Below are 13,947 nucleotides of genomic sequence, written 5' to 3'. Positions count from 1 at the left end.
TTTTTTCGCTGAACAACTTATAATGCCCTATCTAAATGGGTGTATCCGCCATCAACAAAAATAAGTTGCCCTGTGGTGTGGCTCGATTTGTCTGAAAGTAAAAATACTGCCGCATTTGCTATTTCTTTGGCTGTGGTCATTCTATTTTCTAAAGGTATGTTTTTAGTGATTGATTCTAATTTTTCCTTGGGATTATCAAAAGTTTTAATCCATTTATCGTATAGAGGTGTGTAACATTCAGCTACGATTAAGGCATTAACCCTAATGCTGTACGGCAACAACTCAACAGCCCATTCTCTGGTTAACGCATTTCTTCCGCCATTGGCTGCGGCATAACCCGATGTACCGCCTTGTCCGGTTAACGCTGTTTTAGAACCTATATTTATAATACTTCCTTTGCTTTTTTTCAACTCTGGTAAGGCATGGTGCGCAATAAGATAATAATGTACCAAATTACATTTTAAGGATGCCATAAAACCTTCATAACCACCATTTTCAAGACTCACCCCATCGTTTACTCCTGCATTATTTACAACACCATCAATTCGTCCGTATTTTTTAACGACAGCCTCAACAGCGTTTTTGCATTGTTCGGGATCGCTTAATTCTGCAATAGCGTAATGCGCTTCTTTGCCTTTGGAATGGATACTGTTTACAAGCGTTTCTACGCTTTTTTTATTTCGGCTGATTATAAACGGAATAGCACCTTCTGCAAGTAATGCATTGGTAATGCCCAAGCCAATGCCCTTAGAACCACCGGTAACAATAACGACTTTGTTTTTTAAGTTTAAATCCATGGTAACAATTAAAAGCTTATTTTTAGTAATTTAAGCCGTGGCAAGTTAACAAAATATAATTTCTGGAATAACCAATAATTATAGTTTAAAATAAGCTTATCTATTATTTTTTTAATAAGCCCCATAAATAGCTGATTGTATAGGATACAGACTTTATTGATTGATTTACAAAACTAAATCTCTGTAAGTAAAAATACTACTTATTTATGTTTTAAAAATTGCTTATTTTACAACATTTAGCTTATCATTCAACCAAATTTTTTCATTTTTTCGCAATTCAATTTTGACTGAAACACCATTATATTTAATGCTTTTTATTTGATTTTCTTTTGATAACAAACCAAGTTTTAGAAGTTTTCTGTCTTTCCACTCAATATCAACTTCAATATTGCCTCGAGCTTTTAAACCTGAAACATGACCTGTTTTCCAATTGTCGGGCAATGTAGGAAGGATTCTTAAAAAAGGCTCGTGCGATTGCATTAATAACTCTGCCACACCTGCTGAATAACCAAAATTTCCATCAATTTGAAACGGCGGATGCTCATCAAATAAATTATCGGCAACAGATATTTGCATAAATTTTTTAATGTTTTCTTGTGCCGATTTCGCATCCAACAAACGTGCGTTTAAATTAATCATCCACGCTCTACTCCAGCCGGTGCCTGCGCCACCATGTTGCAAACGGTAATCTATTGTTTTTCGGGCTGCATTAAACGTTATGGGAGTATTTTCCACAATGGTTTTACCAGGATGCAATGCGTAAAGATGCGACATGTGCCTGTGCCCTTTTTCGGGCTCATCGTAGGGTTCGTTCCATTCTAAAATTCTACCGTGATCGCCAACTACAACACCTGGAAACAAGCTTTTCCGCTTTAAGCGCACTTCTTCAACAAAATCATCTTCAATATTTAATACTTTTGAAGCTTCTAAAACATTATCGAAAACCTCAGCTATAATCTGGTGTCCCATAGCACTGCCAAACGATACAGCTCCAGAGTTGTCTTTATTGAAAAAATAAGAGTTTTCGGGAGATGTTTCTGGTGCCGAAACCCATAAATTGGTTTTTGGGTCTTTTACCAACCAATCTAAATAAAACTCAGCAATAGATTTTAAAACAGGATACGCTCTTTGTTTTAAAAAATCTGCGTCTTGTGTGTATAAATAATGCTCCCAATAGTGTTGTGAAGACCAACCGCCGCCATGAATCCAAGAGCCCCAATACGGTTGTTCTGCCCGCATAAAAGGCGGTGCCCACAAATCGGTTGCATGGTGAACCACAGCACCTCTTTGAATGCCATATTGTTTTTTGGCGGTTACTTTACCGCGCTCAATAACCTTATCTATAAAATTAAAAAAGGGTTGGTGCAGTTCGCTTAAATTGGTTACATCGGCCGGCCAATAATTCATTTGAAGATTAATATTTAAGTGGTAATCTGCGTTCCAAGGTGCTTTAATATGTCTGTTCCATATGCCCTGTAAATTAGCGGGATTGGTACCTTCTCTTGAAGAAGAAATTAGCAAATACCTACCAAATTTAAAAAGTTTAGCGGCCAAATCGGGGTCGTCTTCACCTGCCTTAATACGTTTTAATCGTTTATCGGTTGGCAAAGAATCTAATGCGGCACCTCCTAAATTAAATGCCACACGTTTGTATAATTTTTGATAGTCTTTTTGATGGCTTTTAAACAATTCACTAAACGATTTGTTTTCAATTAATGCTAAAGTTTTAATGTTTTTCTCTTTATAATTTTTATGATAAAAAGACGTGTTGCAAACTAAATAAATTGTTGCTTTTTTAACGTTTTTTAAAACCAATTCTCCGTTTTCAGACTCAATAGTACCCGAATCGTTTTTAACTTTAAGTCGAGTTTCAAATTGCACACCGTAGTCGATGGGAAAAGGTTTCGAATTTTTCATACCCCCAAACTGCGTAACCATGCCAATCATGCTAATTTGGCTATCTGAAGGATTCGAAATTGTTACCGTTTCATGACCGTTATCTAATGGCCTGTCTAGTTTTAGGTTTAAATTTAAGCCTTCGTTTGCAGTTGTGCTTAACTCAATTACCAACGCATCATCTGCAGCCGAGGCAAACACTTTTTGCGAGTAACTATTGCCTTTTGAAGTGTAATTAACAGTCGCCAAAGCATCGTCTAAATTCAACGAACGTTTATAGTTTTCAATCTCTTTTTTTTGATGGAAATCGATAAACAGATCGCCCATGGTTTGATGCGAACGCACTATGGATTTTAGCGAGAATTTTTCAACAATCAGTTTATCGGCTTCTGTTATTTTACCTGCTTTTAGTAGGTTTCTAATATGCTCTAAATCTTCAGGACTTCCTTTGTAATCTTCCCAATCGGCGGCTCCGGGCCACATGGAATCTTCGTTTAACTGAATACGTTCTTGGTTTGGATTGCCAAAAACCATGGCGCCTAAACGCCCATTTCCAACAGGTAAAGCTTCCATCCATTGGGTTGCCGGTTGCTCGTACCACAACACATCTTTTGGGGTTTGCGTTTTTTCTTTACAAGCTACCGCAACTAGTAAAATGAATAGTAATTTGACGTGTTTTAAATAGCTGAATTGCTTTTTTAGAAAATTCATATCCTTATAAATTATAAAATTTAATAGCATTTTCCCCAAATATTTTTGATTGCTCTTCTTTTGAAAAGTCTTTAACATAATTTTGAATGATATGTAATTGCTTTTCGTAATTGGCGGCCAGCAAGCACACCGGCCAATCGGAACCGTATAATATTCTTTCAACACCAAAGGCATTAAAAACGGCATCTAAATACGGATAGAAATCTTGAATTTTCCAATGTTTTAAATCGGCTTCGGTAACCAGCCCCGAAACTTTACAATAAACGTTTGGTATTTTTGCCAATGCTGTTATTTTTGTTTTCCAATCCTCAATTTTACCAGCTTTTATATAAGGTTTTGCAAGGTGATCGATTACAAATTTTTGATTTGGAAATGTATTGACCAAGTTTATAGCGGCTTCCATTTGTGTTGGAAATATTAAAATATCATAAGTTAAATTAAATGACGATAATTTGCCAATACCGTTTTTAAAATCTTTGCGCAGCATAAAATTGCTTTCCTCGGCTTGTACAATGTGCCGCACACCTTTAAACAACTTGTTTTTAGAAAAATGCACTAAGCGTTCTTCAACATTATCAGCGCTTAAATCTACCCAACCCACAACGCCTTTTATAAACGGGTTTTTTTCGGCACAGTCCAATAAAAAGTGTGTTTCGGTTTCACTTTGGTCGGCTTGTACGGCGATGCAGCCATCAAAATTATTTGCGTTTAATATCGGTTTTAAATGCTTTGGCAGAAAATCTTTTCGAATTACCTGCATCGAATCATCGATCCAAGCATCGCGAACGGGATCGTATTTCCAAAAATGTTGATGGGCATCTATTTTCATTGGTTTCTATTGATATACTTTTACCCAATCCACAATCATTTGTACCGGTAAATCGTCTGGGTTTGCCTTACCTACCCAAGCTCCTTCCAGTTGCTGATCGATTAACAAATAAAAAGGCTGATTGTAAGGCCATTGCGATTTATCGACGCCTTTTATCCTGGGATAAGTAAACGTTTCTTCTCCGTTTAATGTAAAAACCAATTTATCGGGATACCACTCTAAACCAAAGGTATTAAACTCTTCTTTATCGAATTTTGTGGTTTTATAATAGGGCGGATTGGTTTTCTGTTTCAACTCTAAGGTGTAATACGAGTGCGTGGTTTGGTAAATAATGTTATCGAAATTTAGGTGCTCCATAATATCAATCTCACCGTTTCTTGGGTATTTACCGTATTTTTTATCTTCGGCCAACATCCAAATTGCTGGCCACGCGCCTTGTGCGCTTTCCAATTTGGCGCGGATTTCGATTTTACCGTACTGAAACGCAAACTTGCCTTTGGTATAAATGCCTCCTGTTAAATACGGTCGCGGATCGGAAACCGTATCAGTGTTTACAATGCCTTTTAAATATAGTTTTCCGTCTGAAAAACCAAAACACTTGGGGTCGCTACTCATGTAATTGCCCCAATCTGCATTTTTTTTGGGTATTTTAGTCCACTTTTTAGTGTCTATTTCTGGCGCATCAAAATCGTCTTTCCAAACTAATTTCCAGTCTTTTGCAGTAACGGAATCTTTTTGAATGTACTTGTAACCATCAACAATTTTAGACGGAACACTTTTACAGCCCACTAAAATAACAGCAGATAAAACAAAAACATATTTTAACATTGTTTTACTTCGTATTAATTAACCTTGGTATGCTTTTGCCATTTGTTTTGAAGTTCCCAGACCTTCAATACCCAACTCCATAATATCGCCTGGTTTTAAATATTTAGGCGGATTAAAGCCTAAACCAACACCAAATGGCGTGCCTGTTGAAATAATATCTCCCGGTAACAATGTCATGTATTGGCTGATGTATGAAACGACTTCTTGAACATTAAAAATAAAATCTGATGTCGAGGAATCCTGTAAACGTTCGCCATTAACATCAAGCCATAAGTTAAGATTATTAGGGTTTGGAATTTCGTCTTTTGTTGCAATAAATGGCCCTAGAGGTGCAAATGTATCGCAGCCTTTGCCTTTGCACCACTGCCCTTCTTTCTCGATTTGAAAAGCCCTTTCCGAGACATCGTTATGCAGCACATAACCAGCAATGTGGTTAAAGGCATCGGCCTGTTCAACGTACGAGGCTTTTTTGCCAATAACAATAGCAAGCTCGACTTCCCAATCGGTTTTCTCAGAATTTTTGGGGATAATAACATCATCATTTGGTCCACAAAGTGCGGTAGTAGATTTAAAAAACAAAACTGGTTCTTTTGGGACTTTCATTCCAGCTTCGGCGGCGTGTTTTGCGTAATTTAAACCAACGCAAACCAGTTTTGAAGGTCGTGTTAGCGGTACCCCCAAACGCACACTATCACTTATTTTAGGGCAATTTTCTTGATTGGTTTGTATCCAGTTTTCTAAGCGTTCTAAGCCATCGCCACCAAAAAAATCTTCGTCGTAATCTTGTCCGAACCCAGACACATCCAATCTTGTGCCATCTGCTAATTGTACACCAGGTTTTTCGTTTCCTTCTGTTCCAAATCGTATTAATTTCATATTGTATCTAAATATTTGTTATTCAAAAAAATCCAATTCCGCAATGGCGGCCGTTTTTTTACCGCCTGCAATTACCTTAGATTCTATTCTTATATATTGTGTTGTTAATTCTTTTTTAAATTGGTGTGTTCTTGGAGTTGGGTCGTTAATTAAGTTACCAAACTCAAAACTTTCAAAGGTTTGCCAATTCCTACCATCATTACTTATCTTAATGGTGCCTTTTTCAATCATGCCGTTAGCATCTTCTTTTTGGGGCGTGTACGAAAAGGCATTTAAAATATATGATTTTCCTAAATCTAATTCAATAAAATGAGGGGTTCCTTTTTGGCCCGAACGCCAGAATGTTTTTGGGTTTTCATCGATAGCCAAATTACTTTTGTTTGTAGAAGACCAGCTATCTTCTTTAATAATCTTCCAATCTTTTTTAAGGATTCCTAATTTTTTAGAAACCACACTTCCTTTTTGGTCTTTTGAAAATGCAGCTGCTTTAATTTCGCTGGAAGTTGTTGAAAAAGATGCTTTAAATAACTCAGAATCTTTTGTTGGTTCGCTACCATCGGTGGTGTATCTAATTTCTAGTCCAATATTTAAGTTTCCTGCGCTGTCCTCGCCGTGGGGTTTCCACCCAAAATCGTGTTTTTTTGGTTGAATGCTAACTTGCCCGTCGAGATTTCTTGCGATGCTTAATTGTGGCGGACGTGTTTTGTAATAATGTGCCGTAACATTAGAAATTGCAGGACTAAAACGCGATTCTAAAATCCGTAATCTGAATTTATTCGATGTGGTTTCCGGAAAACGCAAAATGCGTTTATACCCTATATTGCTTGCTGAAACTATTTCTTTCCAAGCATTATTTACCCAAGCATCAACTGTATGTTTTTCAACACGTTCGCCATGCGTTGCAATGGCTTCTTGAATGATTAATCGATTGATTGTTATTGGTTTTTTGGACTCGATAATGATTTCTTTTACATCAGAATCTAACAACTCAAAAGTATCAACAGCATCATCTAAAACATTTTTAGATCCTGAAGCACCCGCAAATAAATTGGTACTATAGGTCTCGTTGATGCGTTCGCCAACTTCATTTAAAACACGTACATCTTCAGGCGAAAACCTGCCTTCGCGATTTGGTGGGATATTCAACAAAAAGGTGGTGTTGCCGCCAACCGAACGCTCGTACATATCAAAAACATCATCTGCATTACGTACTTTCTGCGAGGTATCGTCTCTGTAAAACCAGCCTTCGCGAATCGAGGTATTGGTTTCGGCCTGTTGATAGTGCAAATATTTTGCATCGTATAATTTTTCCCTGCTTCCAATATCTTCGCCGGTAATATCTGCAAAGCTATCCATTTCGAGCGGGTTGGCTTGGTACGGAATTACATTCCACTCGGTATCTCTGGTTGCTCCAGCTTCGTTTCCGCACCAGCGAATATCTTGTTTTCCGAAAATAACGGCATGGGGCGCTAGTGCCGAAATTAATTCTTTCCAAGCTAAGTAATTGTACTTTTGTCCGCCTTTACGTTTGGGATGAGCGCCATCGAACCACACTTCGTGAATGGGGCCATACTCAGTCAATAATTCGAAGAGCTGATTTAAAAAATACTCGTTATAATCATCAACATTAAATGTAAAGGTGGTTTTGTTTTTAAATGGCCGGCCTTCAATGGGTCGAGGAATTACACGGTCTGAATATTGGCTTAAATTGCCGTAAAGTCCCTCTTTATTTTCAATTTGATATAAATCTGCGGGCGATAAATACACACCCAGTTTCAATCCGTATTTTTGGCAGGAATTGGATAAATCCCTTAGAATATCACCTTTTCCGTTCTGAAAATCGGTGGACATAATACCGTGTTTGGTGTAGCGACTTTGCCAAAGTACAAACCCTTCGTGATGCTTCACGGTAAGAATTACCTTTTTCATATTGGCGGCTTTCATGGCTTTGCACCATTGATCGGTATCTAAATTTTTAAGGTCGAAAATCTTGGGGTCTTCAAAACCGTTGCCCCATTCCATTCGAGTAAAGGTGTTAGGTCCAAAATGGATAAAAGCGATAAACTCGTTTTTTAAAGCTTCGTACTGGTTTTTTGTAGGCACTACATGAGCGGCTTTTACGATGATGGAATCTTTGGTGTCGTCGTTATCTATTTTAATGGTTGAACTTGTTGGCATTAATAGACCATTGCTCTTATTGTTAGAGCATGAAACAATTAACAAAGCTAAAGTGAAATACGATAAAATGGTTTTCATATTGATTTTATAAACTATTTAGTGATTTTAATAACGTAAGCATAATCGTCGGTTGCTTCGAACAAATTAGGTTTGTATTCGGGTAGAGGAATTGCAAAATCGTTACCTACTTGTTTCCCTTTTAAATTTTGTTGTGTAGCCAACAATGTTATTTTTGCATCGTTTGAAGCTTTGAAATTCCTTATGGTTATTTCGGGTTTCCATTTTGGGAGTATTACAAAATAAGCCTCGTTGTTTTGCGTGAAAAACAATTCTTTTACCGCATAACCCGGTTCGGGATCTATGGTTTGTTTTAAAATAACTTCGCTACCTAAATAATGCTGTTTAGGCTTGTAGTGTTTCTTACCTTTTAAAGACCATTGAAACGAATTGTTCCATAGCCTTGAGCCATAAATAGCTTCGCCATTAGTGTTTAACCAACTGCCAATTTGCAATAGGCGTTCTTGCATAATTACAGGTATATTTCCCCGTGCATCGGGACCAATATCCAGTAGTAAATTACCGCCCGTACTAACAATATTTACCAGGGTTAACACTAATGCTTTGGGCGAATTGTAATCTTGTGCGTCTTCATTTTGATTGTATCCAAACGAAAAACCCATACCGCGACACTCTTCCCATGGGCGTTTAAATTCTGGGGCTTCAGTTTCGTATTCGGTTGTAAAATAACCGCCGTGGTTTTTTCTAACACCTTTACCCCATCTATCGTTTATAACAATATGGTCTTTTGCAACCGATTCGTTGAATAACCAAACTAAAAATTCTTTCGATTTCCATTTTTCAGCTTCCATATCCCATTCGCCATCAGCCCATAAAATATCTGGAGAATATTTGGTAACCAAGTCTTTTATTTGCGGTAAAAAATGATCGTCAACAAAACGCTTTTTATCGTTTTGCCACCATGGGTGATACCACTCGTAAAGTGAATAATACAGTCCCATTTTAATATTGGTTTTCTTTACGGCAGCGGTTAACTCGCCCACCAAATCGCGTTTTGAGCCTACTTCCATACTATTCCAAGCAAAGCCCCTGTGGTTAGCTTCTTTGTTGGGCCATAGTGTATAACCATCGTGATGTTTTGATGTTAACACAATATATTTTGCTCCTGCCTTTTCGAAAAGTTGCACCCATTCATCTGGCTTAAATAAATCTGCTGTAAACATTTTCCCGAAATTGTAATAAGGAAAATCTTTGCCGTAAGTTTTCTGGTGGTAATTTACAATTTCATCACCTTTAAAATTACCGTTTCCGAACAAGGTTTTATTTTGCAACCAATATTGGTACCATTCTGAGTACGTGCCTTTTGGCGACCACGCAGGTACCGAATATGGGCCCCAATGTATAAAAATACCAAACTTAGCATCTTGAAACCAATCGGGAATGGGGCGTGCATCTAACGATTCCCAAGTGGGTTGGTACTTGTGTTGTGCAGTAAGCAAGCCATTAAAAATGAGAATTGATACTACAAATATTTTTAACTTCAAGTTATTCATGTTTTAATTTTTATCAATCTCAAAAGTCCATGCATCGTGCGATGGCATTTCTGTGTATTTTACAGATTTTGTATCAATATGCATCTTTCCGTTGCTATATTTCCAAGCTAGGTTTTTATCCAATCCCAATAATTTAACCGTGGCGTTGTTACCTGGATTTGGAATAGTTAAAACCAGTTCGTTTTCTGGCCATTCAAAACTTGTGGCGTAAATTTTACCGTGGTTTAGCGTATAGCACAGATAGGTTTTTAAAGATGAATAACTTCCCGTTATGCCGTTTTTCGATTTTTCTTTATCGATAAACAATGAAGAAGAGGGTACTATTTTTTTATCGCCATTTTTTGTATTCCAAAATAATGAAATGGATGCATTCTGTTTTTTCTCTCTGTACTTTATTTGCATAGGGTATAATTCGCCCGCTTTCAATTTAATTTTCCCTGTTGATGAGGCACTGGTATTGGCACCCATAACTTCGGACTGTGTTCCTTTTGCGGTGTAGTTTTGATTAATGATTAATTGGTTGTTAATGAAAACTGCGGCTTCATCATCGGCCTTAACCTCAAATGTATAAGTATCGGTTTTTGGTGCTTCGATAAAGCCGTTCCATTCTACCGTAAAATCGTCTTCTTTGATGTCTTTCATAGGTGAATTTCTTACCCATTTGAAGTTTATTTCATCATCAATACGTTTAATAGTGATTTCTTTTTCTTCTTCTTTTATTGAAAAAGGTTCGGCACCATAAATAGCATCGCCATTAATTTTTAGCCAGTTACCCAATTGAATCAAGCGTTCTTGCTGAATGAGCGGAATTTGTCCATCGGCTTTTGGCCCCACATTTAAAATCATGCCACCACCATTGGCAACCGTTTGCACAAAGCGATGAATAAGGTCTTGCGAGGTGCCATAAGCCTCTAATTTTTCATTTCTATTAAGCCCGAAAGAACGCCCCAAACCGCGCACTTCTGCCCAAGGCCTGTTGGTTACTTTTATGCCCGAACTGTATTCTGGCGTTAAATAGCCCACATCTAAACCGTGTCCCCAACGGTTGTTTACTATGGCTTCATCGCCCACTAAATTGTAATACCAATCTATCAATTCGGCCGAGTGCCATTGTTTTGCCGTGTTATACCATTCGCCATCGGCAAAAAGTATGGAGGGTTTATATGTGGAAACCAATTCTTTAAACTGCGGAATCATATATTCTTCAACATATTTGCCAATACTATCGTGCGGATCGGTGTACCAACGGTGCAAGGGGTGATTCCATTCTGCAAGCGAATAATACAGCCCCATTTTAAGTCCGGCTTCTCTAACCGATTTTGTTAAATCGCCCACCAAATCGCGTTTGGGTCCAACATCAACGCTATTCCAATTCCGGTTGTATTTACTAGGCCAAAGTGCATAACCATCGTGGTGTTTAGATACGAACATCACATATTTGGCTCCTGCCCTTTTAAATAAACTTGCCCACTCGTCGGGGTTAAATAATTCAGCTTTAAACAATGGTGCAAAATCTTTATAGGTAAAATGCTCGCCGTAGGTATTTTTTACAAATTCCATACGCTCGGGACTTTCGGTTTGCATACCGCGTAAAAACCATTCGGCATACGATTCTTTACTTCCGTAAGCCGGTACCGAATACAATCCCCAATGAATAAAAATACCCAATTTAGCATCTTTAAACCATTGCGGGTAAGGACGTTCGGTAATATTTTTAATATACTCTGCTTCTGTTTTTTGTTGAGCAAAAGTTGATGCTATCAATAAAAAACAAGCACAAATTAATAAGAATCTATTTTTAATCATTATCCGTTTAATTTTATAAAACCACCATCTATCGGAAAATCTGTTCCTGTAATAAACGAGGCTTCGTTTGAACATAAATATAAGGCTAAATTTGCAATTTCTTCGGGTTTTCCCATTCTTCCAATGGGCTGGGTTTTAGATAGGTTATCGAACATTTCATCTTCTTTTCCTGGATAATTCTTTTTAATAAAACCATCAACAAAAGGCGTGTGTACGCGCGCTGGCGAAATACAGTTACAACGAATGTTATGGTTTACATAATCTTTAGCCACAGAATATGTCATGGTTAAAGCGGCACCTTTAGACATGGAATACGCAAAGCGATCGGAAATACCAACAGACGATGCAATGGATGCCATATTGATAATTACGCCACCACCTTGGGCTTTCATTTTTGGAATGGTGGCATAAATGCAATTGTAAACGCCTTTTACGTTAACGTTGTAAACACGGTCTAAGTCTGATTCTTCGGTGTTTTCAACATTGCCAACATGGGCAATACCCGCGTTATTGACCAATATGTCGATATTATGTTTTTTGGCAATGGCCTCAATAATCTCTTTAACTTGCCTGTGATTGGAAACATCGCATGGATAAAAACTGGCGTTTCCGCCGGTATTATTGATTTCTTCAATAGTTTGCTCGCCACTTTCTTTGTTAAATTCTAAAATATGAATATGTGCGCCTTGTTGTGCAAATGTTGTGGAAATAGCTTTACCAATACCGCTTGCGCCACCGGTTATTATAGCCGATTTTCCTTTTAAACTAAACTTTGACATTATTTTATTTTTTATTTATTTTATAACGACACGCCTCTTTTCCAAGGAATAAAATCATCTTGACCTAATTTTGTGGCGCAAGTTTGATGTCTTCCGCTAGCGACTTCAATTATTAAATCGATAAGCTCTTCTGAAAGTGATTCTTGACTGGCTTGTTCTGAAATTAATCGTCCTGCATCAAAATCTATAATATCTTTCATTTTTTTTGGCAACATCGAGTTGGATGAAATTTTAATAACAGGACAAATAGCATTACCCGTTGGTGTACCCAAGCCTGTAGAAAACAGAATAATATTAGCCCCAAAACCTGCTAAACCTGTTGTAGATTCTACATCGTTGCCTGGTGTGCACAATAAATTCAAGCCTTGTTTTGTAGCATATTCGCCATAATCAATTACGTCTGCAATTGGGCTTCGTCCGCCTTTTGTGGCTGCTCCCGCAGATTTTATGGCATCGGTAATTAAACCATCTCGAACATTACCCGGAGACGGATTCATATCGAAACCTGAGCCTACTTTTTCGGCTTGACCGTTATAACTTTCCATGATTCTGATAAACTTATTGGCAACTTGTTCATTTGAGCAGCGATCGATTAAATCTTGCTCTACGCCGCACAATTCTGGAAATTCTGATAAGATGCTTCTTCCGCCAATAGCATTGATTTTATCGGACACTACGCCCATTAGTGGGTTTGCCGTTATGCCCGAAAAACCATCGGACCCACCGCATTCCAATCCTATACTTAGTTTGCTTAAAGGTGTGGGTTGCCTTTCAATTTTATTGACTACTTGTAATGCTTTATAGGTGCTTTTTATGGCCTTTGAAAGCATATCATTTTCGGTAGCATATTGTTGTTGCTCGAAATACAGTACGGGTTTATCGGTTTTAAAACGTTCTTTCAACGCCTGTTCCAACATGCTTATTTGTGCGTGTTGACAGCCCAAGCTCATAACCGTTGCGCCTGCTACATTTGGGTTTTTAATGTAACCCGCCAATAAATTCACTAAGGCTTGCGCATCGTCTTTTGTGCCGCCGCAACCGCCTTCGTGGGTTAAGAATTTTATGCCATCAATATTTTTAAAAACTTTTTGAGATAGTTTTTCTTCTTCATAAGAAGCGTCGTTACCGCCGTGAACCAAACGCCGCAATTTTAGTCGGTACGGGTTTTCTTTTTTAAAGCCCAACTCTGCCTCAAAGGCCTCTTTTAACACCTTTAAATTTCGGTTCTGGCAGAAAACCATGGGTATAAATATCCAATGGTTTGCTGTACCCACTTGCCCATCGTTTCTATGAAAGCCTAAAAATGTTTTTTCAGATAACCCATCAATCGAAGGTTTTTCATATTGATAATCAAAGTTTCTAAATTTATAGGGCGCCGCACTATGTTTTAAATTATCGGTGGTAATTAAAGCTCCTTTTTTTATGGATGTCGTGGCTTTTCCAACGGGCACACCATACATGGTTACCTCATCGCCTTTATTTAAAGCATGTAAAGTAAATTTATGTTTTACGGGTATATCTTCAACAAGACTGACTTGTTTTCCTTTTATCGATAATACTTCGCCCTTATTAATATTGGATAAGGCTACCGCAACATTATCTGCTGGAGCAATGATTAAGTTATTTTTCAAAAGATTATAATTAAAGTATTTGTTCCGTTGCTTAGCTAAAAACAA

The 13,947-nt window shown here is 37.7% G+C and carries 10 protein-coding genes; all 10 read right to left on the bottom strand.

Features of this window, described 5'->3' with window-relative positions; translation table 11 throughout:
* Positions 1 to 17: 17 nt before the first annotated feature.
* The 10 genes from ACFSQS_RS01775 to ACFSQS_RS01730 all read right to left on the bottom strand — a co-directional run bounded on the left by ACFSQS_RS01775 (position 18) and on the right by ACFSQS_RS01730 (position 13,902).
* Complete coding sequence (locus ACFSQS_RS01775) at positions 18 to 797, bottom strand: SDR family oxidoreductase (protein ID WP_388013155.1); 780 nt, start codon at positions 795 to 797, stop codon at positions 18 to 20.
* Between the two features lie 222 nt (positions 798 to 1,019).
* Complete coding sequence (locus tag ACFSQS_RS01770) at positions 1,020 to 3,404, bottom strand: glycosyl hydrolase family 95 catalytic domain-containing protein (protein ID WP_388013152.1); 2,385 nt, start codon at positions 3,402 to 3,404, stop codon at positions 1,020 to 1,022.
* Between the two features lie 4 nt (positions 3,405 to 3,408).
* Positions 3,409 to 4,233, bottom strand: a complete 825-nt coding sequence (locus tag ACFSQS_RS01765) for an amidohydrolase family protein (RefSeq protein WP_388013149.1) — start codon at positions 4,231 to 4,233, stop codon at positions 3,409 to 3,411.
* A gap of 6 nt (positions 4,234 to 4,239) precedes the next feature.
* A complete protein-coding gene (locus ACFSQS_RS01760) occupies positions 4,240 to 5,061 on the bottom strand; it encodes a glycoside hydrolase family 16 protein (protein ID WP_388013146.1) in 822 nt (273 codons plus the stop codon).
* A gap of 18 nt (positions 5,062 to 5,079) precedes the next feature.
* Positions 5,080 to 5,937 (bottom strand): fumarylacetoacetate hydrolase family protein, encoded by an 858-nt coding sequence (locus tag ACFSQS_RS01755; RefSeq protein ID WP_388013143.1) that lies wholly within the window; start codon positions 5,935 to 5,937, stop codon positions 5,080 to 5,082.
* 18 nt (positions 5,938 to 5,955) lie between these two features.
* Positions 5,956 to 8,193, bottom strand: a complete 2,238-nt coding sequence (locus tag ACFSQS_RS01750; protein ID WP_388013140.1) for an alpha-L-fucosidase — start codon at positions 8,191 to 8,193, stop codon at positions 5,956 to 5,958.
* Between the two features lie 14 nt (positions 8,194 to 8,207).
* Complete coding sequence (locus ACFSQS_RS01745) at positions 8,208 to 9,686, bottom strand: alpha-L-fucosidase (RefSeq protein WP_388013136.1); 1,479 nt, start codon at positions 9,684 to 9,686, stop codon at positions 8,208 to 8,210.
* A gap of 3 nt (positions 9,687 to 9,689) precedes the next feature.
* Entirely contained in the window at positions 9,690 to 11,492 is a 1,803-nt protein-coding gene (locus tag ACFSQS_RS01740; RefSeq protein ID WP_388013133.1) for an alpha-L-fucosidase, read from the bottom strand.
* The gene (locus tag ACFSQS_RS01735) at positions 11,492 to 12,271 is read right to left on the bottom strand and encodes an SDR family NAD(P)-dependent oxidoreductase (protein WP_388013130.1); all 780 of its coding nucleotides are present in this window, start codon (positions 12,269 to 12,271) and stop codon (positions 11,492 to 11,494) included. The genes ACFSQS_RS01740 and ACFSQS_RS01735 overlap by 1 nt, the downstream gene beginning before the upstream one ends.
* 20 nt (positions 12,272 to 12,291) lie before the next feature.
* Positions 12,292 to 13,902 (bottom strand): UxaA family hydrolase, encoded by a 1,611-nt coding sequence (locus tag ACFSQS_RS01730; RefSeq protein ID WP_388013127.1) that lies wholly within the window; start codon positions 13,900 to 13,902, stop codon positions 12,292 to 12,294.
* Positions 13,903 to 13,947 lie beyond the last annotated feature (45 nt).

The sequence above is a fragment of the Gelatiniphilus marinus genome, assembly GCF_042684345.1.
Classification (GTDB): Bacteria; Bacteroidota; Bacteroidia; order Flavobacteriales; family Flavobacteriaceae; genus Gelatiniphilus; species Gelatiniphilus marinus.
The sequence above is the reverse complement of the archived record's forward strand: the minus strand, read 5'-3'. Positions and strand labels throughout refer to the sequence as shown.